General features: G+C 50.3%; 25 protein-coding genes and 1 pseudogene. 4 read left to right on the forward strand and 22 right to left on the reverse strand.

Annotated features, from left to right (window positions below):
• Positions 1-99: 99 nt before the first annotated feature.
• From PVOR_RS23545 to citZ, 10 genes and pseudogenes are all read right to left on the reverse strand, one after another.
• A complete protein-coding gene (locus PVOR_RS23545) occupies positions 100-1,272 on the reverse strand; it encodes a methyl-accepting chemotaxis protein (RefSeq protein ID WP_006212026.1) in 1,173 nt (390 codons plus the stop codon).
• 120 nt (positions 1,273-1,392) lie between these two features.
• Positions 1,393-2,124: a response regulator transcription factor gene (locus PVOR_RS23550; protein ID WP_040680925.1), complete on the reverse strand. Its 732-nt coding sequence runs from the start codon at positions 2,122-2,124 to the stop codon at positions 1,393-1,395.
• Positions 2,125-2,194: 70 nt separating this feature from the next.
• Positions 2,195-4,009: a two-component system histidine kinase PnpS gene (gene pnpS, locus PVOR_RS23555; RefSeq protein ID WP_006212028.1), complete on the reverse strand. Its 1,815-nt coding sequence runs from the start codon at positions 4,007-4,009 to the stop codon at positions 2,195-2,197.
• Positions 4,010-4,034: 25 nt separating this feature from the next.
• Positions 4,035-5,006, reverse strand: a complete 972-nt coding sequence (locus tag PVOR_RS23560; protein ID WP_006212029.1) for a bile acid:sodium symporter family protein — start codon at positions 5,004-5,006, stop codon at positions 4,035-4,037.
• 122 nt (positions 5,007-5,128) lie between these two features.
• Entirely contained in the window at positions 5,129-5,338 is a 210-nt protein-coding gene (locus tag PVOR_RS32330) for a hypothetical protein (protein WP_006212030.1), read from the reverse strand.
• 95 nt (positions 5,339-5,433) lie between these two features.
• A complete protein-coding gene (locus PVOR_RS23570; protein ID WP_006212031.1) occupies positions 5,434-6,300 on the reverse strand; it encodes an SDR family oxidoreductase in 867 nt (288 codons plus the stop codon).
• 199 nt (positions 6,301-6,499) lie between these two features.
• Positions 6,500-6,927, reverse strand: a pseudogene (locus tag PVOR_RS23575) (hypothetical protein).
• 151 nt (positions 6,928-7,078) lie between these two features.
• Positions 7,079-8,020, reverse strand: coding sequence for a malate dehydrogenase (mdh, locus tag PVOR_RS23580; RefSeq protein WP_006212034.1), 942 nt, complete (start codon positions 8,018-8,020; stop codon positions 7,079-7,081).
• A gap of 14 nt (positions 8,021-8,034) precedes the next feature.
• Positions 8,035-9,327: an NADP-dependent isocitrate dehydrogenase gene (gene icd / locus PVOR_RS23585; RefSeq protein WP_006212035.1), complete on the reverse strand. Its 1,293-nt coding sequence runs from the start codon at positions 9,325-9,327 to the stop codon at positions 8,035-8,037.
• A 143-nt stretch (positions 9,328-9,470) separates the two neighbouring features.
• A complete protein-coding gene (gene citZ / locus PVOR_RS23590) occupies positions 9,471-10,583 on the reverse strand; it encodes a citrate synthase (protein ID WP_006212036.1) in 1,113 nt (370 codons plus the stop codon).
• 381 nt (positions 10,584-10,964) lie between these two features.
• On the opposite strand from citZ, the gene ytvI reads away from it, so the two are divergent.
• Entirely contained in the window at positions 10,965-12,083 is a 1,119-nt protein-coding gene (gene ytvI, locus PVOR_RS23595) for a sporulation integral membrane protein YtvI (RefSeq protein WP_006212038.1), read from the forward strand.
• Between the two features lie 130 nt (positions 12,084-12,213).
• On the opposite strand, the gene PVOR_RS23600 is transcribed toward ytvI, so the two are convergent.
• From PVOR_RS23600 to PVOR_RS23635, 9 genes are all read right to left on the reverse strand, one after another.
• Positions 12,214-12,606: an FxsA family protein gene (locus PVOR_RS23600; RefSeq protein WP_006212039.1), complete on the reverse strand. Its 393-nt coding sequence runs from the start codon at positions 12,604-12,606 to the stop codon at positions 12,214-12,216.
• Positions 12,607-12,610: 4 nt separating this feature from the next.
• Positions 12,611-13,126, reverse strand: a complete 516-nt coding sequence (locus tag PVOR_RS23605) for an acyl-CoA thioesterase (RefSeq protein WP_040680927.1) — start codon at positions 13,124-13,126, stop codon at positions 12,611-12,613.
• A gap of 98 nt (positions 13,127-13,224) precedes the next feature.
• Positions 13,225-14,652 (reverse strand): pyruvate kinase, encoded by a 1,428-nt coding sequence (gene pyk / locus PVOR_RS23610; RefSeq protein ID WP_006212041.1) that lies wholly within the window; start codon positions 14,650-14,652, stop codon positions 13,225-13,227.
• Between the two features lie 120 nt (positions 14,653-14,772).
• Positions 14,773-15,765 carry an acetyl-CoA carboxylase carboxyltransferase subunit alpha gene (locus PVOR_RS23615; RefSeq protein ID WP_006212042.1) on the reverse strand — a complete coding sequence of 331 codons (993 nt, stop codon included), beginning with the start codon at positions 15,763-15,765 and terminating at the stop codon, positions 14,773-14,775.
• A complete protein-coding gene (accD, locus tag PVOR_RS23620; protein ID WP_006212043.1) occupies positions 15,765-16,658 on the reverse strand; it encodes an acetyl-CoA carboxylase, carboxyltransferase subunit beta in 894 nt (297 codons plus the stop codon). The genes PVOR_RS23615 and accD overlap by 1 nt, the downstream gene beginning before the upstream one ends.
• 92 nt (positions 16,659-16,750) lie before the next feature.
• The gene (locus PVOR_RS23625; RefSeq protein WP_006212044.1) at positions 16,751-16,939 is read right to left on the reverse strand and encodes a hypothetical protein; all 189 of its coding nucleotides are present in this window, start codon (positions 16,937-16,939) and stop codon (positions 16,751-16,753) included.
• Between the two features lie 155 nt (positions 16,940-17,094).
• Positions 17,095-17,589, reverse strand: a complete 495-nt coding sequence (locus tag PVOR_RS23630; RefSeq protein WP_006212045.1) for a phosphatidylglycerophosphatase A family protein — start codon at positions 17,587-17,589, stop codon at positions 17,095-17,097.
• A gap of 145 nt (positions 17,590-17,734) precedes the next feature.
• A complete protein-coding gene (locus PVOR_RS33185; protein ID WP_234973082.1) occupies positions 17,735-18,070 on the reverse strand; it encodes a hypothetical protein in 336 nt (111 codons plus the stop codon).
• Positions 18,048-21,479, reverse strand: coding sequence for a DNA polymerase III subunit alpha (locus PVOR_RS23635; RefSeq protein WP_006212047.1), 3,432 nt, complete (start codon positions 21,477-21,479; stop codon positions 18,048-18,050). The genes PVOR_RS33185 and PVOR_RS23635 overlap by 23 nt, the downstream gene beginning before the upstream one ends.
• 177 nt (positions 21,480-21,656) lie before the next feature.
• Here PVOR_RS23635 and PVOR_RS23640 point away from each other — a divergent pair, with 177 nt between their 5' ends.
• The 3 genes from PVOR_RS23640 to PVOR_RS23650 all read left to right on the forward strand — a co-directional run bounded on the left by PVOR_RS23640 (position 21,657) and on the right by PVOR_RS23650 (position 22,883).
• Positions 21,657-21,983, forward strand: coding sequence for a YtrH family sporulation protein (locus PVOR_RS23640; protein WP_006212048.1), 327 nt, complete (start codon positions 21,657-21,659; stop codon positions 21,981-21,983).
• Positions 21,984-21,986: 3 nt separating this feature from the next.
• Positions 21,987-22,490: a hypothetical protein gene (locus tag PVOR_RS23645; protein WP_036643308.1), complete on the forward strand. Its 504-nt coding sequence runs from the start codon at positions 21,987-21,989 to the stop codon at positions 22,488-22,490.
• An 81-nt stretch (positions 22,491-22,571) separates the two neighbouring features.
• A complete protein-coding gene (locus PVOR_RS23650) occupies positions 22,572-22,883 on the forward strand; it encodes a YtpI family protein (RefSeq protein WP_006212050.1) in 312 nt (103 codons plus the stop codon).
• A gap of 76 nt (positions 22,884-22,959) precedes the next feature.
• Here PVOR_RS23650 and PVOR_RS23655 read toward each other — a convergent pair whose 3' ends face one another.
• The 3 genes from PVOR_RS23655 to PVOR_RS23665 form a co-directional block, all read right to left on the reverse strand.
• Positions 22,960-24,294, reverse strand: coding sequence for a DRTGG domain-containing protein (locus PVOR_RS23655; RefSeq protein ID WP_006212051.1), 1,335 nt, complete (start codon positions 24,292-24,294; stop codon positions 22,960-22,962).
• A 177-nt stretch (positions 24,295-24,471) separates the two neighbouring features.
• Positions 24,472-24,759 carry a hypothetical protein gene (locus PVOR_RS23660; RefSeq protein ID WP_006212052.1) on the reverse strand — a complete coding sequence of 96 codons (288 nt, stop codon included), beginning with the start codon at positions 24,757-24,759 and terminating at the stop codon, positions 24,472-24,474.
• Between the two features lie 115 nt (positions 24,760-24,874).
• Entirely contained in the window at positions 24,875-25,222 is a 348-nt protein-coding gene (locus PVOR_RS23665; protein ID WP_006212053.1) for a YlbF family regulator, read from the reverse strand.
• Positions 25,223-25,272: the final 50 nt, after the last annotated feature.

The raw sequence follows: 25,272 nt of genomic DNA on the forward strand, positions 1-25,272 counted from the left end.
TTGATAATAATCCTGTAATGTAATAACAGTTTCTGAGAAATGTAAACTCTGTGTAAAATCTACAAAAAAAACTAGAGTCATAGACATAGATTTCGACACTTACGTTGTTGAAACATCGCTGTTGCTCATTCCTGCAAGCTCTAATTTGACCCGCTCCACGCGCTGGACCGTTGCCTCTGCCAGTTGATAAACCCGATTGCCGGATATCTCTATCTCATGAACGGTCGTCTCCATTTCATGAAACATCTGACTGCCTTCACTCACATGACTCTCGCATGATTGGATTTCTCTCAGCGAAGATACGGCACCTTCGGCTGTATCCGCTGCGAGCCGCTCGATGTGCTGCAGCAGCTCCGATATATCGCCCGAGAGCTTTCGTGTCTGCTTGGCAAGCGACTGCACCTCTACCGCAACCACTTGAAATCCCCGTCCGTGCTCCCCTGCATGTGCAGCTTCGATCGAGGCATTCATGGCGAGCAGGCTGCTTTGATTCGCAAGCTCCGTAATCATTCCTGTGATAGAGGATATGCGGCTTGCATTCTGGACGAGCTCAGAAGCTTGTCCTTCACGCTTGGTCATATCATCGACAAGCCCAAGGTATGAGGTTCTGACAAGTTCCAGCTTCTCTTTCCCGGTATGGGACCATTCCCTCATCTGTTTGCATTCGGAACTTGTTTTCGCTGCTGCCTCTCTGACCTCGGTTAACGAGGATTGTATATTATGCGTATGGCGGTAACTTTCCTGCAAAATCAATTCCCGCTTCTCTTCGGCCTCGGCTTGAAGACCGCTGGACAGACGCATCAGGTCCCGGACAGTCAGCACCCCTGCAAGCCGATCCCCATCCGTTAACAGGACACAGTCGTAGAATTTTGAATCCGGACGCTCCAAAGCCATTTGAAGCAGGGATCCTACCCTCTCCGACATGTCGATCTTCATCGGGTGATGGTCCGCAAACCGAAAGGCTGGCCTCGTATAATACAAATCTACGGAGAACCTGCCCATCATGCGCTGGTAAAAAACATCCCGCATGATCAGACCTGACGGCCTGTCCTCCTCATTGCAGTAAATAACACAAGGGATGGACGGATCTTTCGCGAACATATTCAGCACGTCCAGGCAAGATTCACTCTCCCGGATAATAGGGACCTTTCTTATGTACTGCCGATATGATGCACCTGCTTCAGGCTCCGTTGTTAATCGGCTCTCGAATGCCGCTTCCGCTTGTACTTCTACTACTGCTGATTGTGCCGGTTTGGTTTGAAGCAGTGTCATGCGCCCTCACCCCTTTTAATCTGGTCCTTTAGACGCATCTTACTGGACTAGTATTAGGAGAATTTACTCAAAATATTAAGGCAATGTAAACAAAAAACCTAAAAAAGACTCCTCATCATTTCAAATCGAATGATGGGAGCCTTTTTTCGGATTAACAACCAGTTTATAGCCAACTCCGCGTATGGAGTCTATGTGCACGGATTCAGGATCAAGCTCAAGCTTCTTGCGAAGTGAACTTACGTGAACGTCCACGGTTCGCTGTCCGCCGATATAATCAAAACCCCAGACCACGTTCATGAGATCATCTCTTGTTAACACAACGCCCGGTTTTTTGGCCAGATAGAGCAGTACTTCAAATTCTTTCGGTCGGAGATTGATGCTCTGACCGCCCAGCCGCACCTCATATTTCTCAGGGTAGATTTCCAGCTGTCCCAGTGAAATGACATTACCCTGCTGGTCAGGCGTCTTTACCTCTTCCACATGGCCCGAAACCCTGCGCATGACCGCGGACACACGCGCCAGCAGCTCGGATACCCCAAATGGCTTCGTGATATAGTCATCCGCTCCCATCTTCAGACCTTGAACAACTTCCTCTTCGGCGTTCTTCGCAGTCAGAATAATGATCGGCGTAGTGATTCCGCTGCCGCGCAGCTTCTCTAAAATCTGAAAGCCATTCATCCCAGGCAGCATGACATCCAGCAGGATCAGATCATACTCATGATTGGCTGCTTTCTCATAGCCTGCAGTGCCGTGCTCCTCTACCTCGACTTGAAATCCTTCCTGCGTGAGATTGTAAGACAACAGCCGAGAAAGTGTCGGCTCATCTTCGATAACAAGCATGCGTTGACTCAATGTTACCCCCGCCCTTATCTAGATAATTGGACTGCTTATGCAAGTATATCAACAGAATGTTAACGGAGTGTTAACTTCCTGTTTCGTCCGTTTCCTGCAATACCGGAAGATCAATGATGAAGGAACTTCCGGTGCCGAGCTCGCTCTCCACCTTGATGGTGCCGTGATGAAGATCCACAAGATGCTTAACAATGGATAGTCCAAGCCCGGTTCCGCCTGATCCGCGTGAGCGTGCTTTATCCACCCGGTAGAATCGTTCAAATATGCGGGGAAGATCTTTTTTGGGAATCCCAATCCCGGAATCCGTCACCACGAACTCCACCATATCATCGGCACTGCCGTTATTATGCTGTTCACGCGCGGTTAATTTTACTCGTCCGCCTTCCTGCGTATAATTAATTGCATTGGAGAGCAGATTCATGAAAATCTGACGAAGTTTATCCTCATCCCCCTCCATAAACAACTCTTCCGGAATGTCCAGCTCCAGGGTGATCCGCTTCTTCTCAGCCACTGTACGCATCATTTCCGATATCGTATCAAAGAACACCGACAGGTGAATCGGCGAGTAATCCATCTGGATTCGCTTGGATTCGATTTTGGACAGCTCCAGGATGTCGCCGATCAGCCGGTTCAGCCGTTCGGATTCGTCGTATATGATCTGGAGGAAGGATCGCGAGGTCTTCTCATCTGTAACTCCACCCCCGAGCAGTGTTTCAGCAAACCCTTTGACCGCGGCAAGCGGGGTCTTCAGCTCATGGGACACGTTGGCTACGAATTCGCTCCGCATGCGTTCTAGCCTGCGGATATCACTCACATCCTGCAGCAGGAACAGCATTCCGCGATAGGAGTCCTCTTCCTCCTCCTGCCTCATCGTCACCCCATCCAACCGGATAATGGCTTCGACCGGATAATAAAGATTGCGCTCCTCATGAAAATCTTCCTTACTCTCAAGTCCTTCCTCCATCAATTTCGTCAACTCATAATGCTGCTTGAGCTCACGGTATGATTTGCCGGTAATCACTTCGGCATCAATGCCCAGCGTTTTCTCGGCAGCCCGGTTGACGAGAATGATCTGACCTGCCCTGTTCACCATAACGATGCCGCCCGTCATATTGTTCAGAACGCTTTGCAGCAAATCCTCATTATCCCGTATGGTGCGCAGCTGGGTTTGCAGGCTGTCAGCCATGGCGTTAATGGCTTGTGCCAATTGGCCAATCTCATCCTGACGGTGAATCTTCACCCTCGCATCATACTCAAGGCGCGATATCCGTCTGGCTACGCGCGTTATTTTTTCCAGTGGTGAGGTTAAACCCTTGGCAACACGGTAACTCACCAAGGCAGCAATCAGAAACAACACCAGCAGGCCGATCCCCATAACCGTCCAGCCTTGTCTGACTCCCTGATCAACTTCCTTCAGGCTGACAGACAATCGGACGAACCCGTCAAAGTTCTCCCCTGCCTGAACAGGAAGTGCAACGTACAGCATGTCCTGCTGAAGGGTATTACTCCGGCGGATGGTGCTGCCGCGGCCTTCCTTCACCGCTTGAAGCATTTCCTCACGATAGGCATGATTATCCATGGTTAGCGGATCGCTCTCTGAATCCCCGATAACCGTCCCATCCTTCAATATAAAAGTGACTCGAGCGTCGGACAGCTCCTCCAGTTGTTTCGATCGTTCGGTATAATACGATAAGGCATCCGGATCGTCCGTAGCCGGAAACTCCATCATGGTCTGCAGAAGCCTGATTTCCCGAACCATATTGTCCTCGAGCAGCTGAATATGCGACTGTTTGAACACGGTCACCATAGCCAGGCCCGCTGCAAGCATGGATAGTCCAATTAAAGTAAGCATAATCAGGGTCAAGCGGTTGCGATACTGCCTCATGGTCTCTCCTCTTTCTGCTGCATAATCATTTTGGATATATTACCGCCCGCGTCCGCCTTCTATGAAACAGCGCATGAATAACCGTTGCGGCCGGCTGTTGAAACATAATGCCCAGTACAACCGGGATCGAAGCCTGCGGTGAGAAATAAGATGTCGCAAGCACCATCCCGAGAGATATATTACGCATTCCTGAAGCATATGTAAATGTGATTTGCATTTCCTGGGTCGGTCCAAGCATCACATACGAGCCAAAATACCCAAGCAGATAACATATCACAATCAGCGTAAGGACAACCGGTATAACCACCAGCATCTCATCCTTCATGCCAGCTGCATGGGGAGCGATAGCTGCCGCATTGAGCATAACCACCAGCATGAAAAACAGCTTGGATATCGGCTGTGTCACCGGAGCCGACCAGTCCTTCATCCGCCCTTTGGATACTTCGTACAGCATCACTCCGATCAGTGTCGGCAGTACCACCATGGTCAACAAATCCAGTATCAGTTCAGAAGAGTTCCATGTAACCAGAGCATCCCCGATAAACATGTCCATCAATGCTGGCACAACCAGCGGACTCAGTATAGTATCCAGCACTACAACAGCTAATATGAACGGAACGCTCCCGCCGGAGCTTCCCACCCACATCACCGAGGATATCCCCAGTGGAATGATGGCGAATAACAGCAGACCTATCGTATAGTCGGACTGTGCTCCGAATACGGCAGAACCCAGTCCGTAAGCAAGCACCGGAGCCGCCGCATGGGCGAGCAGCAGCGTCAGTATGACGGCAAAGGGCTTTTTTAGAACACCTTGCAAATGTCGGATGCCGCAGCCAAGAGCCATGATCAATGTAATATAACCAAACAGATAGGGGATCCAGTGTACAAAATCCAGCAAATAATCCGAGAGCAGCCAGCCAAGCACCAGCGAGCCGGGAATCAGCAGAAAGGTGTACTTTTCAAACCAAGCTGCAAAAGCCAATCCAAAACTTCTCACCTGTTTCCTCCTATGACTGAATTGACGTATTTGACTTTCATCATAAACCGGAGTGTTCTGATCCGCAACGAAAATTCGAAATAAGATCATGCGAATTCATTGTGACTACGTAAGCAGGCCCTTTAGCCAGCAAGTACCAGATCGCTATCCGGAGTGCCAGATTCCATATCATCCATGCTCCGATAAAAATGTGTCGATCTCTCCCGTTGTATCAACCATACCAATCTATGAATCTCGCATATATTGACCCTGGACGAAATCAGAGAGATCCGGGATACCGGCGTTCTTCCGAGCGGTTTCAGAAGCGTCTGATTATCCGAATCATCAATCACATGAAAACAGCGAACATCCAGGCTGAAGTCCTGGATGTTCGCTGTTTTATTCTAGAAATGTATGCTCGAAGTCTCTCGTAACAGATACAAGTGACTTATCCGTTAATCACTTCACCGCCATTGACGTGAATCACTTGACCGCTCACATAGGAGGAGTCTGTTGATGCCAGATATACATAAGCCGGAGCCAGTTCTTCCGGTTGACCCGGGCGCTTCATCGGCTGGGTTGCGCCGAATTCACTCACCTGGTCCTCTGGGAAAGTTGAAGGGATCAGCGGCGTCCAGATCGGTCCTGGGGCTACAGCGTTTACCCGAATCCCTTGCTCAACGATGTTCATCGACAACGAGCGCGTAAAGGCTACAATGGCTCCCTTGGTGGATGCATAATCCAGCAGCTGCGGGCTTCCCCGGTAAGCCGTGATGGAGGTCGTATTAATAATCGAGCTTCCCTTGGACAGATGCGGCATGGCCGCCTGTGTCAGATAGAACATCCCGAATATGTTTGTTCGGAAGGTCCGCTCTAATTGTTCTTTCGAAATGTCCTCAATTTTCTTCTGAGGATGCTGTTCCGCTGCATTATTTACGAGAATATCGAGTTTCCCAAGCTTCTCTACCGTTTCGGTCACGGCATCGCGGCAAAAGGCATCATCGCCAACATCACCGGAGATCAGCAAGCACTTACGTCCTTCCTGCTCCACCTGACGCTTCGTTTCTTCGGCATCCTTGTGCTCGCTCAGGTACACAATGGATACGTCCGCACCTTCCTTGGCATAATGCACGGCTACCGCACGGCCAATGCCGCTGTCACCACCGGTGATCAAGGCTACCTTGCCTTGCAATTTACCGGCAGCTTTGTATTCATTACTCTCGAATTCCGGTTTCGGGTGCATCTCCGATTCCGTTCCTGGCCTGTGATCCTGATGCTGGGGCGGCAATGTTTGCTTTGGTTGATCTTGTGGCATATGAACATTTCTCCTTTCAGGTCAGTATCTCAAACAACCATTCTTAGGATGTGTACGACACGGCTCTTTATACTCCTAAAAAGCCTCTCGCTATTGTTTTTTACCCATATTGATCAGGATCAAACGTTGTACAGTGTTTTCTTTCAACAAAAAAACCGCCCGATTCACCGGGCGGTTTTCTTCTCGTATGTAGCTGTTCTTAGATGATATGGTTGAACACCATGAAGAAAATCATAACCAAAAGCAGCAAGGCCAGAAGAGCGCTAAGCGTACCCAGCTTGCTTGTTTCTTCCTTCACTTACGACGCTTCTCGCGGATTCCTGCAAGCGCATTCTTCAGCGGTTTGCTCATAATGCCCCCTACCGCAAACATAGCCAGAAGCAGGATCGTTACAATAATCATCCAGGCAGGTGAATAGTCCCCTTGAGACATCAAGTATCCGCCAGTCAACAGCTGAATGACCAAACCATACTGAGCAAATCGATTCGTTACCCGAATCGTATTAATAGCTCCTTCTTGAGCACCGAGAGACAGCTTCTGAATACCGCCAACAACAAACGGCAGGATCAAGTAAAATCCTAGCGCCGCCGTACCGACCATATGCAGAAAAAATGTCACGTTCCACATAAATAATTCCTCCAAAGTCATTAGTGTGATTATTGTTACATACACGTCATCGTCCTTATTATACTGGACAGATCATCCAAAGAAAAGCAATCCCGCCCCTGGAAACGGGACGGGACTGCATTTTTAGACGATTCTGTGAAGCGTGATTCAGTTACAGAGTCACAACCGCCGTCACATTGCGTACAGATTCAGCAGATTTATCCAGTGCAGCTTTCTCTTCAGCAGTCAGCTCGAGCTCAAATATCTTCTCGATGCCGTCTCCCCCGAGGATGGCAGGCACACCCATGAACAGGTTGTCATAGCCGTACTCGCCTTCCAAGAGAGCAATAACCGGAATAATCCGCTTCTTGTCCTTCAGAATCGCTTCCGTCATCTGCACAAGAGATGCCGCCGGGGCATAGTACGCACTGCCGTTACCCAGCAGGTTAACGATCTCGCCGCCGCCAACGCGAGTGCGCTGTACAATCGCTTCAATCCGCTCGGCGGGAATCAATGTGTCGATCGGAATACCGCCGACACTGGAATAGCGAACGAGAGGGACCATGTCATCGCCATGACCGCCAAGAACAAATCCGCGAACATCCTCAACGGATACGTTCAGTTCCTGTGCGATGAATGTGCAGTAGCGGGCTGTATCCAATACGCCGGACTGACCGATAACGCGATTCTTGGGAAATCCAAGTGTGTTATATGCCACATACGTCATGGCATCCACCGGATTACTCAAGATGATGACCGTCGAGTTCGGAGCGTGAGTCTTCACGTTCTCACATACCGATTTCACAATTCCTGCATTCGTGTTAACGAGATCGTCGCGGCTCATGCCCGGCTTACGAGCTACACCAGCTGTAATGATAACGATATCGGAATTTGCTGCATCCTCATAGTTGGATGTACCGACAATGTTGCTGTCAAATCCTTGAACCGGGCTTGCTTCCAGCATGTCCAGAGCTTTACCTTTGGTTGGGTTCTCGAGCTGTGGAATATCGAGCAGAACCACATCACCCAGTTCCTTTTGAGCAAGCATCAGCGCGGTCGTCGCACCAGTAAAGCCAGCACCTACTACCGTAATCTTTTTACGAGTAATTGCCACGATGTCTCTCCTCCTTACAGGTTTTTAATGATTTCGTCTGCGAACTCGGAGCATTTTACTTCTGTAGCGCCTTCCATGAGGCGAGCGAAGTCATAAGTCACGGTTTTGTTGTTGATGGATGTTTCCATGCCTTTGTAGATCAGGTCAGCCGCTTCCTGCCATCCCAAATGCTCAAGCAGCATAACGCCGGACAAGATAACGGAGCCTGGGTTCACCACGTCTTTGTCAGCATATTTCGGAGCAGTACCATGAGTCGCTTCGAAAATCGCATGTCCTGTTACATAGTTAATGTTAGCACCTGGAGCGATACCGATACCGCCAACTTGTGCAGCCAGTGCGTCGGAGAGATAGTCACCGTTCAGGTTCAGCGTTGCGATCACATCAAAGTCGGTTGGACGTGTCAGAACTTGCTGCAACGCGATATCAGCAATCGCATCTTTTACGATGATTTTGCCAGCATCTTCAGCTGCCTTCTGAGCAGCGTTAGCCGCATCGACGCCTTCTTGATCCTTGATGATGTCGTATTGAGCCCAAGTGAATACTTTATCGCCAAATTCAGCTTCAGCTACTTCATAACCCCAGTTTTTGAAGGCACCTTCCGTAAATTTCATGATGTTGCCTTTGTGAACCAGCGTAACGGACTTACGTCCATGCTTAACTGCATATTCCACAGCTGCACGAACAAGACGCTTGGAACCTTCAGCGGATACAGGCTTGATGCCGATACCGGACGTTTCCGGGAAACGGATTTTGTTCGCTCCCATCTCGTCTTGAAGGAACTTGATCACTTTCTTCACTTCTTCGGAACCTTCTTTATATTCAATACCTGCATAGATATCCTCTGTATTCTCACGGAAAATAACCATGTCAACCAGTTCGGGACGTTTTACCGGGGATGGCACGCCTGTAAAGTAACGAACAGGACGCAAGCAAGTGTACAGATCCAGCTCTTGGCGAAGAGCAACGTTCAGGGAACGGATACCGCCACCGATTGGCGTCGTAAGAGGTCCTTTAATTGCAACGATGTACTCGCGAATCGCTTCAAGCGTATCATTCGGGAGCCATTCACCGTATGTATTGTAAGCCTTCTCACCGGCAAACACTTCATACCAGGCAATTTTCTTGGAACCGCTATATGCTTTCTCTACAGCTGCATCAAGCACGCGCTTGGAAGCTTTCCAGATGTCACGGCCCGTCCCGTCACCTTCAATAAAAGGGATGACCGGGTTGTTAGGTACCTGCAAGCTGCCGTTATCAATCGTGATTTTGTCGCCTTCAGTCGGTAGTGCGAATTTTTCCAATTTCATAAGTATGAGTTCCTCCTTCGAATATGGTTCTTATTTCTAGCCATTCAGAAAAATCCATGTGAATAGGCACAGAGAAACCCGCCAGCCGCGATTCGCTCACGTTTAAGCGGTTCTCTAGCCTATTGTACATGATTGCCAGTCACTTAGCGAAGTTCTATCGGCACATATTTTTGATCGGTCAAACCTGTATACTCTGCACGCGGGCGGATAATACGGTTGCCTTCATACTGCTCAAGGATATGCGCAGTCCATCCGGATACGCGGCTGATGGCAAAAATCGGTGTGAACAACTCCTGCTCGATGCCGAGCTGAGTATAAACCGAAGCGGAATAGAAATCAACGTTCGGCTTCAGACCCTTTTGGTTTGTAACCGTCTCGTCGATCAGAACCGACATGTCATACAGCGTGGTATCCCCTTTCATTTCACCAAGCTCACGAGACATTTTTTGCAGATGCTTCGCGCGGGGATCGCCGTTTTTGTAAACACGATGTCCAAAACCCATAATTTTCTCACGGTTGTCCAGCTTCTCCTGAATGTAAGCCTGTGCCCGATCAAGCGAACCGACTTCGTTCAGCATCTTCATAACGGCTTCGTTCGCACCGCCGTGCAGAGGACCTTTGAGTGCGCCGATGGCAGAAGTAACACCGGAATATATGTCAGACAGTGTTGCTACGGTTACGCGGGCTGCAAACGTGGATGCATTAAGCTCGTGATCCGCGTGAAGGACGAGCGCCTGATCCAACGCCTTGATGGAAGTCTGATCAGGATCCTCGCCTCTCAGCATATACAGGAAGTTCTCCGAAATGGAGACGCCGGCTTTGGGAGCTACCGGATCCTTGCCCTGACGCACACGAGCGATAGCAGCAATGATAGTCGGAAGCTGAGCTTGCAGTTTAACCGCTTTCTTCTCATTCGCTTCACGGCTCATATCATCGCCTTCTGCGTCGTACAGCGCAAGCGCGGATACAGCGGAACGAAGCGCAGCCATCGTATTGCCGTCCTTCGGATACAATCTGATCTGCTCAATAAGCTCATCCGGAATTGCAGCGTAGTCGCTCAAATCCTGCTGGAGCGCCTTGAGCTCCTCTGCGTTTGGAAGCTTTCCAAACCAGAGCAGATAGGCTACCTCTTCAAAACTTGCATGTTCTGCGAGATCGTCAATATCATATCCACGGTAGGTCAGAACGCCATCGACGATCGAACTAATCGCGGAGGTGGTAGCTACAATGCCTTCCAAACCCTTGGTAGCTGTCATGCATCATCTCTCCTTTGTGATCGGGATAAACTGAACGGTTTTGACATTCATGAAAACATTTTCATGAAGTCGGATGAAAAAGAAAAACACGCAAAAAAATTGCTATGGTCCTAGTCACAAAACCTTCTCATATCATACTGGATTTTGTCTGATATGTGAACATAAGCGACGACATTCGCCGCATCAAAATGTTTTATCGACACCATAAACATTTTTTTGAAATCACTTACAATTCCATTATACCTATGATATTTCTCATTGTCGAATCATGAAGATGGACGTTTTCGAACTCTTTATCCTTATATTGAAACTCCTCGCATAGGTATAGAATGAGCCCATTCTGCTCGTCCCTGAAGTCAGCCGCAAAAGGAGTGTGATTCAATGGAACGATTGATGCTCAAACGTATCGGCCGTGGAGTGTGGGTGATGTCTTCCATCTTTGTGACTGCCTATTTGATATATGTACTGCTGCCGCTGCTCTACCCCTTCCTGCTGGCCTGGGTCATCGCCTATGCCATGAATCCGTGCGTCAACCTGCTCCAGCAGAGCATGAAGCTGCCGCGCTGGGTGGCTGTCTCATTGTCCCTGCTGCTGTATTTCGGTGCGGCTCTGCTGATTCTGACTGCGGCTGTTACGAGGCTGGTCAAGGAGCTGATCACCCTCTCCCAGTCCTTCAACCTGCATATCGACGCCTGGATGGACTGGCTTACCTCTTGGACGCAAAATGACAGCTTCCAGAATATTGTCAATGAGATCGGCCGCTTCTATCAGAACAACCCAAACTACCATGAAACCATCAATCAAAACGTGACCCGCACTACACAAACCATCGGTACGGCCGTGACCGACCTGGTTACTGGTATTTTTAACGGAATTCTGCAAATTATTTATTACCTGCCGAATTTAGGCACGATTTTCATCGTTGTCCTGCTCTCTACCTTCTTTCTCAGCAATAGCTGGGAGCGTCATAATCGGGCGCTGTTCCGCATGATTCCGGGCGTCATCCATAAACCCATGACCTATATCTTCTCGGACCTCAAAAAAGCGTTGTTCGGATTCGCCAAAGCCCAGCTGATCCTAATATCCATTACGGCCTTTATCGTCATGATCACGCTGTATGCACTCGGCGTCAATTCCGCCTTTGCCATCGGACTTCTGATAGGATTGGTGGATCTTCTCCCTTATCTTGGCGTCGGAATCGTCCTGATCCCCTGGTCGCTGTATGCCTTCATGTCCGATGACCTGACGCTCGGCATCGGACTGACAGTGCTGTACAGCATCATCCTGATCGTCAGGCAGATCATGGAGCCCAAGGTGCTTGCCAGCAGCGTGGGATTAGACCCGCTGGCCGCCTTGTTCGGCATGTTTGTCGGACTGAAGCTGTTCGGCATTCTGGGTCTGATCATTGGTCCGGTTTCGCTTGTCATTGTGGATGCTTTCCGGCGGGCCCATGTATTCAAGGATCTCAGGAATTACATTATCGGGGGCAGGGTGAGGTAACTGACCCTAACTTCTCCATGGAGGAGAGATGTAATTTACAGGCCGCTGAGCTCCATGAAAGTGCAGTGCTCCATATAAATAGACCGGCCCCTGATGGGCCGGTCATATATGGGGGAAGCCTTTTTTGGATTTATCTGCGAAAAATCGTAATCTTGCCGTTCTTCATATTTTTCTTCATCCACTTCAGCAGCAAAATTCGGTACAACGGACGGGTCAGTGGAAATACCAGCGTAAATCCGATAATGTCAGTGACAAAGCCCGGCAGAATAAGAAGTACTCCACCTGCAAATATACATAAGCCATCCGCCATGGAAACACCGGGAACCATACCTGAATTCATTCTCTGTTTGGCATCTTCCATCGCTTTGCGGCCTTCAAACCTCATCATGGCAACGCCGACGGCAGAGGTCAGCAATGTCAGAAGAAATGTATTCATACCGCCCACACGATCCGCAACGAATTGGAAACCGAATATTTCAATGATAGGCACGAAGATAAATGCTGCCAGCAACCATTTGAACATGAAGCTACTCCTTCCTCCCCAAGAGGGTGTCCTTCAATGCATCATACAGCTTTGGAGCGCATTTATCCAGTCGAGCCGGCTTCCACTCACGGTTCAGCCATACATGACGGGTTGCCCCTGCGGTTAACAATGCACCGGGAAGTCCGGATTCCGGGAACATCATACTGGCATCCAAATCAGCCAGCTCCTGCCCACTCAGTAGACGAACCTCATACTCATAGTGTATTCGAAGCGGAGAAAAAGCAGTCATTCGAGTGAATACCGTAACCAAATCATCATATCGGGCTGGCTGGCGGTACTTGATGTCAAGGTCAACCACCGGGAGCAATACGCCTTCCTCTTCCATTCCGCGATAAGAAAATCCCAATTCACGAATCATTTCGGTTCGACCCATCTCAAACCAGTTTAAGTAGTTAGCATGATATACCACGCCCATCTGATCACTTTCCTGATAACGCACCCGAAAGGATGTCCAGTACCAGCGGCTGGGTCTCCATTCGTCTTTGCTAGGCAATGTCATCACCCCTTATCTATGCAAAAAGCAATGGTCGATAGAGTTCATCGTCCATTGCTTGTATGCAGCTATATTCAGAATCTCGCGATTCCTGTTAATCGAAATTACTTCTGCGCAGGGATTTGATCCACTTTCAGCAGGTTGGTAGAACCGGAACGGCCAAGCGGCACACCTGCTGTAATGACAACAAGATCGCCTTCTTTAACAAGTCCGGACTTCACGCCGCCTTGCAGAGCATAATCAAACATCTCGTCTGTAGAAGAAGCCTGTTCGCCTTTAACCGGCGTCACGCCCCAAGTCAGTGCCAAACGTCTCATCGTTCTGTCTTGAGTCGTTACAGCGACGATAGGAGCCTCTGGACGGTATTTGGATACCATGCGAGCCGTTTGACCGGACTCCGTGGACGAAATGATCGCTTTTGCATTCAAATCGAGTGCGGAGATCGCTACCGATTGGCTGATCGCTTCTGTAACGCTGGTATCCTGCGCGATGCGCTGTTTCAAGAACATTTCACGATAATTCAGTGCAGACTCCGCTTTTTCCGCAATACGGGACATAGTCAACACGGACTCCACCGGGTATTTACCTGCAGCCGTTTCGCCGGACAGCATGATGGCATCTGTACCGTCAAAAATCGCATTCGCCACGTCACTTGCTTCCGCACGGGTAGGACGAGGGTTGCGCTGCATGGAATCCAGCATTTGCGTAGCCGTGATAACAGGTTTGCCAGCCAGGTTACATTTTTCGATCATGCGTTTTTGAACCAATGGAACTTCCTCTGCAGGAATCTCAACGCCCAGATCACCGCGGGCAACCATCAAACCGTCGGATACTTCAAGGATTTCGTCAAGGTTATCAACGCCTTGTTGATTCTCGATTTTGGAGATAATTTGGATGTGCTCTCCGTTGTGTCTTTTCAGCAATTCGCGGATTTCAAGCACGTCACTTGCTTTACGAACGAAGGAAGCAGCAATAAAATCGATGCCCTGTTCGATCCCGAAAATGATATCGTTGGCGTCTTTTTCCGTAATTCCTGGGAGGGAAATTGCAACTCCCGGTACGTTAACACCTTTTTTGCTCTTGATGGTTCCGCCATTAACGATGCGGCATCTAATTTCCGTGCCTTCAATCTCCACTACGGTCAGACCGATCAGACCATCATCGATCAAAATCGTCGATCCGACTTGAACGTCTTGCGGCAACTCTTTGTAAGTAATGGACAAACGATTCTTATCACCAAGGATTTCCTCGGTAGTAAGGGTGATATATTCATCTTGTACAAGCTCAATCGGTTCCACTTCAAGTTTACCTGTACGGATTTCCGGTCCTTTGGTATCAAGCAGGATCGCTACCGTTTTGTTCAACTCTTCGCAAGCTTGGCGGATATTTTTAATCCGGTTGCCATGCTCCTCGAAGTCGCCGTGAGAGAAGTTCAGACGAGCCACGTTCATGCCAGCCATAATGAGCTTCTTGGTGTTTTCCAACGATTCACTGGAAGGACCGATGGTACATACAATTTTTGTTTTGCGCATTTTGGGTTTCCTCCGTTTATTAAAGGGTTCTCTATATCTCTTTTTCCAACAACTAAATCTACTACAAAAAGTCTCATTTGTATAGGAACTTTGTCATATCGTCACATACTCATCAGACTTTTACAGTATAATGTCTTCCTGTTCCGTCTTTTCGGCCTTCGCAAAGTCAAATTCGCCGATCTTGCGGAATTTGCGGTAACGGTCTTCCTTAAGCTCACAGGCGTCCATCAACGACAGCTCCTTCAGCTGGCTGATGAGGGCGCTTTGGATCGCGGCAGCCGTCTCCTCATAGTTCCGGTGGGCACCGCCCTTAGGCTCCGGAATGATCTCCTCAATGACTTCCATTTCGAGCAGATCCTTCGCGGTAATCTTCATCGCTTCCGCAGCCTGATCTGCCTTGGAGGCATCCTTCCACAGAATGGATGCGGCACCATTAGGGGATATTGCGGAATAAATCGCGTGCTCAAGCATCAGCACACGGTTGCCTACGGCCATCGCAAGAGCACCGCCGCTTCCACCTTCGCCGATGACCACACAAACAACAGGCACTCCAAGAGACGACATTTCCCGTAAATTACGGGCAATCGCCTCGGACTGACCTCTTTCTTCAGCTGTATTACCCGGATATGCGCCTTTTGTATCAATGAAGGTGATGATCGGACGCTTGAATTTGTTTGCCTGCTGCATAAGTCGCAGGGCTTTGCGGAAGCCTTCCGGATGCGGACTTCCGAAGAAACGGGCGATATTGTCCTTCGTATCTTTGCCGCGCTGCTGACCAACCACCGTAACGGGAATGCCGTCAAGTTTGGCCAATCCGCCGACGATGGCGAGATCGTCCCCATAGAGTCGATCCCCATGCAGCTCGATAAAATCGGTGAAGACCAATTGAATCAGATCAAGCGATGTCGGACGCTGCTGGTGACGGGCCAGATGCATTTTTTGGGAAGGTGAAATCGAAGTGTAAATTTCTTCCTCCAATCGGCTATATCGTTCTTCGAGGCGGGCGATTTCATCCGTGAAATCGATCCCTTTTTCCTGTCCGAATTGTTTCAGTTCTTCAATCTTCTTGCGCATTTCTGCAAGAGGCATTTCAAAAGGCAATTCGCCTGACATTAGAATCCCCCTTTCACGGAATGCATCTCCAGCAGCTTGCCAAGCATGGAGCGCATATCTTTCCGATGAATAACCATGTCAAGCTGACCATGTGCCAGATTAAATTCCGCTGTCTGGAAGTCGTCCGGCAGCTTCTGGCGAATGGTCTGTTCAATAACGATACGGCCCGCAAAACCGAATACGGCACCCGGTTCGGCAATGTTAATATCGCCGAGGGTTGCGAAGCTGGCGGATACGCCGCCGGTCGTCGGATCCGTAATTACTGAAATGTACAGCCCGCCCAGTTCATTGAATCTGGATAGGGCTGCGCTTGTTTTGGCCATCTGCATCAAACTTAGAATACTTTCTTGCATCCGGGCACCGCCGGAGGTAGAGAAAATAATAAGCGGCAAACGCTTGTCCGTTGCAAACTCAATGGCGCGCGTAATTTTCTCCCCTACGACGGAGCCCATGCTTCCCGTGAAGAAATCAAAGCTCATCACAGCCACAACAACGGGCTGGCCCAGGATGGAGCCGTGACCGGTAATAACCGCATCATGAAGTCCGGACTTCATCTTCTGCTGCTCCAGCTTGGCTGCATATCCAGGAAACTGCAGCGGATCCACCGAGATCATATCGGCATCAAATTCTTCGAAGCCTGTCTCATCCAATGTCATGCTAATCCGTTCTATCGCATTCAGACGCATGTGATGTCCGCATTCCTGACAGACCTTCAGATTCTTCTCAAGCTCTTTGCTGTATTGAATGGTGCCGCATTTGGCACACTTATTCATCAGACCTTCTGGAATTTCCCGTTTCGGGCGTTCGCCTTCCTGAGGCTGCCCCGCTGTCCCAAGTCGTTCCGATGGGATCGTTGCGTATTTCCTTTTTTTCTGAAACAAGTCTTTAAACACAACTACACCTCTCCAGCCGTAAATTTGAATGGCCGCCGCAAATAGCACTTCGCCGATCCGTACACTTGCTTCGCTATGTAACCCAGGTGAAACTAGGGGTGCAATATCGAATTCAACACTTCCTGTACTTCCTCAAGCTCTCCGGAGGGTACCAAAATCTCAAACTGCTGTTTGGAAAGATTCACAGGACGGCTTTGAACCAAAAAACCTTCTTCCGTTAGCCTGGTCTTGATCATTTCCGCCACCTTTGCAGTTGGCGCAATATAGATTACCGTCCACATGCCTTTCAGATCCCCCTAATCTCGTCCCACAGGCATATCCTGAGCCGATATAATGGATAATGATAACATACTTCAGTTTTTACCTCAACAAAGAGAGCAGGGGGCTGAAAGCCAAATTTGTACCCTTATGCATCATTCGACAGCACTCGCGATAATCAGTCAGAACCCGCAGAGTAGAGGGCCGCATCGGGATTTCGATGCGCGATCCGCGAAGAAGCGGCAGCGGCAATACCTGCAACGAGATCGTCCAAAAACACATGGATCCCGTCGGATTTATCATTCAACGTCTCAATCACACCCATTTTTTCCTTGTCCAAATAACCGAAACTGGTCAGTCCGATCATGCCATAAATGCTTGTGACACCAAGCGCCATGGTCTCATCCACACCGTAGAGCGGTTCATCTTGTTCCATAATCGACTGCAAGGGCTCCGGCAGCAGCTTCTTCTCTGCCAGCTCGTCAAGCGCAATGCCCGTAAACAGCGTATACTGCACTTCCCGCTTGCCAAGTACGGCTCGAACGCTTTCCTCACACTGGTCGATCGTTAATTTCGGATGATATCGCTTCTGAAGCTGAAACACAATATCCGCGATGGAGCTTACGCTGACTCCCCTACGGCTGAGCATGCTCTCTGCCAAATCAATTGACATCACAAATCCCCCCCGCGTCTCTGGCCGAATCCCCACTGGATTAAATGTCGTGGAGAGCCTGTTGGGCTGGCGATACTCGGCCAATGTTTCCTGTAGTGTCCTAATTGTATGCGGGAGGGATTAGAAACGTTCTTAAATTTTGATATCATTTTACCTTGACGGTGTCTTGTCCCAGCATGCCCTCCATTTCAGCAAAAAGCTCCTTCGAGGGCTTAATCCGGTAGGCATCGCTAAGTGCAAGGACCTTTTGGCTCCGCTCATAAAATAACACCGTTGCGACAGGTCCCGGGTGCCGCTGCAGCAGCTCTTTCAGCTTCACCAGCAATTCTGATTGCTCGGCATCGGCTGTTATTTTCACAAACACGCGCTGCTCAGCCTTAGGATTCGCTGTGTCTGTACGAGAATCCTTCTCGGACGCATGGCGGTTGTTTACGGCTTCGTTTCCAGACGGGGTCGTCTCACCGCCATTCATGGTGTTCACCGGGGTCGCGGCCGGCTCTGCCGATGGCACTGCGGTGGAAACCGGCTGTGCTCCTGACGGACCCGGACCCGATCTTCCAGCCCCGCCGCTGCCTGATCCTGGTCCCCCGGCTTTGCCCCTCGCCGCCGCCTGCTGCTCCACGGACCTTGCTCCGCTGGACCAGTTGACGCAGCGTCTGCGCTTCAAGCGGCGCCACTTCTTCGGCCAGCAGCTTGAAGCCTTCATCCTGCAGCTGTACCTTGGCCCGTATGGCGAGCAGGGCGCCTTTTTCAATCAGATGCGCGCTTCGTTTCCATACTTCAGGAAAGAGCACAACCTCGCAGCGCTCGATTTGGTCCTCGCATTCCATGAAGGCCATCGCTTTGCCCTGTTTGGTCGTAATCGTCTTCAGCGTAACCACCATACCGGCCACGGCAGCCATCGATTCGTCTGCCGCTTCATGAAGGTCCATTAGCCGGTCGGCCCCCGACTCCGTCAGTGTATCTTCATATCCATCCAGCGGGTGGCCGGACAGATACATACCCAGAAGCTCACGCTCGAATTCGAGCTGCTGACCTGCCGTATAAGGCGGGATGTCAGGATATTCAATGTCCCAATTGGTTGCTTCAACAAAGTCAAACAGCTGAATTTGCAGGTCGTCCCGCTCTTTACGCCACTTCACAGCTGCCTCCACCGTCTCATCCAGCATGGCCACCAGTTGGGAGCGGTGACCCGGCAAGGAATCGAAGGCCCCGGCCTGGATGAGTGACTCGATCACGCGCTTGTTGCATACGCGGAGGTCTACGCGGCGGCAAAAATCGAGCAGACTTTCAAATGGCTTCTCGCGGCGTATCTCCACGATATTCTCAACCGCCTGGGTGCCCACGTTCTTGATGGCTGCAAGCCCAAAGCGAATGCCGCCTTCGGTGAAATGATGGCTCCCTTCATCCAGGCTGCCGGATTCAGACTGGCTTACGACCGGCGTAAAATATGTCCCGCTTTCATTGACATCGGGCGGCATCACTTCAATATCGATGCGGCGAGCCTCCAGCACGTATTCTGCAACCTTCCGGTGACTCCCCATAACGGCGGTCAGCATGGAAGCCATGAATGGAACCGGATAATGTGCCTTCAGATAAGCCGTCTGGAAAGCGAGCACGCCGTAGGCGGCAGCATGCGCACGCGGAAATCCATAGTTCGCAAACCGCACAATCATATCGTACACGCGGTTAGCTTCATCCTCGCTATAGCCAAGCTTGAGGCTGCCCGAAACGAAGTGGCTGCGCTCCCGGTCCAGCACCTCGCGCTTTTTCTTCGATACCGCTCGGCGAAGCAGATCCGCCTCCCCGAGAGAGAAGCCCGCCATCGTCGAGGCAATCTGCATGATCTGCTCTTGATAGACAATGATCCCATAAGTATCGCCAAGTATTGGAATTAGATCCTCATGAGGGTACTCAGGATCTATCTGGCCGTGCTTAACCTGGATAAACCTCGGTATAAATTCCATCGGACCTGGTCGATACAAGGCGACCACGGATACGATATCCTCAAACGCCGAAGGCTTCAGATCTTTCAGCACCCGCCTTACACCTGCGGACTCAAGCTGAAATACGCCCGTGGTTTCACCGCGCCCCAGCATTTCGTACGTGTTGCCATCGTTATCCGGTATCTGTTCGAAATCAAGCGCCCCGCCGGTCAATTCTTGAATCCATTTCAGCGTCCGCTCGATGATGGACAGCGTCCGCAGACCCAGAAAATCCATCTTAAGAAGGCCCACGCTCTCCAAATTCTCCATGGAATACTGCGTCAGCGCTGTCTTCTCGCTGCCTTCCTGCAGCGGCACCGCATCCGTCAGCGGATCGCGTGAAATAACGATACCCGCGGCATGCGTCGAAGCATGGCGCGGCATACCTTCCACTTTCATCGCCATGTCGATCAACTCGCGCACCTTCGGCCTTGTTTCGTACTGCTCCTTCAGCTGCGGGCTTTGCTCCATCGCTTTGGCAATACTGATGCCAAGATGGTTAGGAATCAGCTTGGCCGCTTTGTCCACATCCCCGAACGGCACATTCAGCGCACGGCCGACATCGCGTACAGCCGCCCTTGCCGCCATCGTACCGAACGTGATGATCTGGGCGACATGCTCCTTCCCATACTTATCCACCACATAATCGATAACCTCATCCCGGCGCTCGTCACTGAAGTCGATATCAATATCGGGCATCGTAATCCGCTCCGGGTTCAGGAAGCGTTCAAACAACAATTTATATTTCATCGGATCAACATTTGTAATCTGAAGGGTGTAAGCGACCAAGCTTCCCGCCGACGAGCCCCTGCCGGGCCCAACTGCGATGCCCTGTCTGTGGGCGTAAGCAATAAAGTCCCATACGATCAGAAAATAGTCGCTGAAGCCCATATTCTCGATGACGCCGAGCTCATAATTCAGACGCTGCTCCAGCTCACTCCGAAGTGCCTCATCCTGCCACCGTTCCGTAATCCCGTAGCGTTCCTGCAGTCCGTTCAGGCAAAGCTCGCGCAGATATTCCGCAGCATTCTTTCCCTCGGGGAGAGAGCTGTACTCCGGCAAAATCGATTTGCCGAATTCGAGCTCCAGATTGCATTGGTCCGCAATCTTGGCTGTATTCTGTATCGCTTCCGGCACATGGGGGTACAGACGCTCCATTTCACTGCCGCTCTTGAGATACAGCTGGTTGGTCTGGATTTGCAGCCGGTCCTCGTCCTCCACCGTTTTGCCCGTACCGATACAGATCAGAACATCTTGAACCTCGGCATCTTCCTCCGTGAGGTAATGCACATCATTGGTAGCTACGAGTGGAATACCCGTCTCACGGCTGAGCGCGATCAGCTGCGGATTGACGCGCTTCTGCTCCGGAATCCCGTGATCCTGCAGCTCCAGGTAATAGTCATCTCCGAATATCGCCTGGTAACGAAGCGCTGCTGCCTTGGCTTCCGCTTCACGTCCATGAAGCAGATGCTGCGGGACCTCGCCTCCCAGGCAAGCACTGAGGCATATGATGCCTTCATGATGGGCAGCCAGCGCCTCCATGTCGATTCGGGGTCTGTAATGGTAACCCTCCAGATGCCCGATCGAACTGAGCTTCATTAAATTGCGATAGCCAACCTCATTCTTGGCGAGCAGAATCAAGTGATAGATCGGCTGATCCTTCCGGCTGCCCCGTTCCTTGCGGGAACCCGCCGTAATATAGGCTTCGCAGCCAATAATCGGTTTAATGCCCTGCGCCAGGCAGGCTTTATAGAATGGAATGGCCCCATACATCACGCCATGATCCGTCAGCGCCAGCGATTTCATTCCAAGCGCTGCCGCTTCCCGCACCAGGTCACCGATACGTGCCGCTCCATCGAGCAAACTGTATTCGCTATGCACGTGCAAATGCACGAAAGAGCTCATCGTAACGCCTTCCTTTCGCCGGTACATTTATATTTATAGTCAACCCGGGAATATCTTTAAAAGTCTTTATTCCATTTTATCATAATCATGCTAGGCCCGCCCATAGAATGAGACTAGGGAGAATGTGGACAGGCGGCTGCCGTGATATCCACCTAAGAAGAGAGGAGACATGAGGCGATGAGCATTTTTTTATCAAAAGCGATCCTGGACTTTTTTATAGCCTTCGGCATCGTCCTGGGGGGCGCTATGGTGGGAGGCGTGGGTGCCGTGCTGTCCCTGCAGCCCCCCACCCATACCATGCTGGAGGTCGCAGACCGGATCAAGATATGGGCGCTTGCTGCCGCCATCGGAGGCACCATCGATCCGATGCGCGTCATCGAGAGCAATATGCTTGGCGGCAATTTATCCCCTGCGATCAAGCAAATATTATATCTTGGCTTTGCATTTCTCGGAGCGCATATGGGCAGCGAACTCGTAAAATGGGTTTGCTCCAGCCGGAGCTAGCCTATGCGAGTGCCCCCAGCCCACCGCTTTCGCCCCTTCTATCAGGTTGCTTCCATCTTCGTGCTGGGGATGGTCGTCGGCAGCATCGTCTACAACTCGATCTACCACGCAAGCTACACTAAACTGTGGGAAACGAATCAAGCCCAGCAGCTCCAAATCACGCAGTATAAAGAAGATATCGATTCGTTAAAAAAATACAATAAACAATCTACGGTCATCAAGGAAATCAAGATCCGCAGCGAGCAAGACGCCAAAGCCCCTCTTGATCCCGTGATCAGCAAGGATATCATAAAACTCATGGGGGAAGATCTGGCAGCCCTTCGCGGCCGGAACGTGTTTGATATCGATACGGACAGCAAGCTGACCCGTTCGCTCCTCAGCGACAAAATTTACACCGTTCGCGATAAAGATTACAAAGTCCAAATCAAGACCATGCTGGTCATGGAGGGTGTGCTGCAAATCTGGATCAGCATTGACCATCTGGATGCAAAGTCAAGCATATCATGATACAATACCGTTATCGTAAATGATCGAATCGTATATGCTGTGCTGCATCGTGAGCACATAGCCGAACTAAAGGAGCCTTCCATGATAACCGTCATTCACTACGTCCTGTACATTATCCTTGTCTTGTCCGTAATTGCCGCTGCGCTGTACAGTATTCGTGCTCGCCGAGTGGCCGATCCGGCTGATCGCGGACTATATATGTCCATGATGAACCTCTGCATGGGCATTATGCTGGTTTCCCTATCGCTTATCTGTATGTTTTTGTTCAGCGGCTCCACGCCGGCCGTTATTGTAGAGGCCGCGTTTATGGTGCTTGGCGCATTTAATATATTTGCCGGGCTTCGAAGCCGCACCTATTACAACAGGCTGAAGAATTCCCGGACTGCAAGCTGAGTGAATTAAGCTGAAGGGGCATCCCGTCAGGTCATAGCGACCTATGGGATGCCCCTTTATATTTCAAGCGTTTGTATTATCCATGATCGATGGCCTGCATCGTCATGACCGCCTTGGCAATCAGACTGGACTGATGCTGGATTTCGATCTCCATCTTGCAGGTGCGCCGGCTGATTTCCAGCAATTTCGGAATAATGACGATGGGATCCTCAATCTGCACGGGCCGGATGAAATAGGTCGACAGATGATCCAATACATGATCCCACCCGCTGATATCCTTGGCAGCCTTGACAGCCGCCTGACTCATCACCGTTGTGAGCACGCCTTGAGAAATCGTACCGAGATCCGTGGCCATCTGGGGAGTAATAAAGCCGTGGAAAAACAAATGCCCTTCCTCATCCCGATCCTCGGCAATGCCATTCCAGATCAGCTGGTCAAACGTCTCTCCAAGCTGAGGCTGGTTTCGGGCATCGCGAAGTGCGCCAAGCACCTCTTTTCGGGTGACGGTTGCGAGCAGCTTGCGGTTCCTATCGACAATCGGGAGAAAATCGATTCCCTCCCACATCATAATCTGTGCCGCTGAAGCGAGGGACGTCTTCAAACTTGCCGTTACCGGATTGCGGGTCATTGCTTTCTCGATCGGCTGGGATTCGGCCAATCCCTCCACATCCCGAACCCCGACGATGCCGATGACCCGGTTCCATTCATCGGTTACCGGATACCGAATCTCTCCGGTCTCCTGGATAATCCGCTTAAATTCCTGAACGGTAACAGAGTTTTTCAACTGGTGATTCTTGGGTTTATCATGGGCAATATCCTCGACCAGCATAATTTTCTTCTTAATTAAACGGTCAAAAATGGCGCGGTTAATCATGGAGGCTACCGTAAACGTATCATGTCGGGATGATATGATGGGCAGGTCCAACTGGTCTGCCAGCTGCTTCACTTCACGGCTCGTACCGAAACCGCCCGTAATCAATACTCCCGCTCCCTGCTCCAATGCCAGGAAATGCGCATCCTCCCGGTTGCCAACAATCATGAGGCTTCCCGCATCAATATACCGGATCATCGCCTCTACCTTCATGGCACCTATCACATATTTGTGCAGGCTCTTGTTCAGCCCTTCCGCACCGCCCAATACGTGCCCCTCCACAATTTCAACAACATCCGCAAACGTAAGCTGCTCCGATATGTTCCGCGGCTTGCGTTCAACGCGAACCGTGCCGATCCGTTCCTTGGTGACCACGATGCCCAGGCTTTCCGCTTCCTTCACGGCACGATAAGCGGTACCCTCGCTCACCCCCATCTCTTTGGCTAATCGGCGGACGGATATCTTGCTCCCAACCTTCAAACTTTCGATATGCTGAACCAACTGCTCGTGTTTTGTAATCGTATCATCTCGAACGTCCATCTGTTACACCCCCGGAACACTATCTGTACCATACTGTATCTATTATATCACGTCCTAACAAGCTCCCATACCCGGCCAACGCAAAAAACTCCCCTGCGGATACCGGATGGGTGCAGCCATCCAATCCGCCCTAGGGAGTTTATTTGTTCTTGTCGCGGTACTTATCGTCCCCTGCTATTAATTCGCTTCCTGGCTCTTCTGTTCTTCAGGCCATTTCAGTTCCCATTGATGCATTTTTTCCTTACGAATCTCATCAAGTGCTTTCTGTTTTGCATCATCAACACCGATAAGGTAATAGAGATGCGAGCCGATAACGAGCAGGGCAAATCCAGCCCAGACTGCACCGAACAGAGAAACCCATGAGAACCCTCCTGTGAAAGAAATGCTAGGAAGGGCGTATATCAACATGCCCAGTGCGACCAACAAATAAGCCGTGTGCTTAAACTTGTTCTTCTTCTTTTTCATTGTAAACGCAGCTCCTCTACTCTCTGAAATCTATATTTCTACTCTATGAGGAGTCTGCACAATTTATGAGACAAGTTTTCGAAATTTATCCAGTTCGGCTATGCCAATGACGAATTTATTGTTGGCCTGGGCCATACAGATGCTGAAGACTATCTGAAATGATCTTGTTCACGTCTTCAATAATAACACTCAGACGGCGCTCTGCATCAAACAAACGGCGAATGTTCAGGTTCAGGCTAAGCACATCGAACTGTTTCTCCATTTTCTCCATTTCGTCCTGTGCCGGCATATCCCCCGACATCATGCGCTGCTGGAGCTCCATCTGACGCTGACGGAAATCATCCAGCATGCGTCGGCTCTCCGGATCGGCATCCACGAGTTTCATCGCATCCGTAATCTCCTGTACCTCCTGGCTTTCCTTCATCGCTTTTGCCAAATCGTGCGCTTTATCATAGATGTTCATTTTTAATTTCCTCCAATTATGTTCGGCCTCATTGCCGTATTTGTTTGCTT

The sequence above is a fragment of the Paenibacillus vortex V453 genome (genome assembly GCF_000193415.1).
GTDB classification, from domain to species: domain Bacteria; phylum Bacillota; class Bacilli; order Paenibacillales; family Paenibacillaceae; genus Paenibacillus_AQ; species Paenibacillus_AQ glucanolyticus.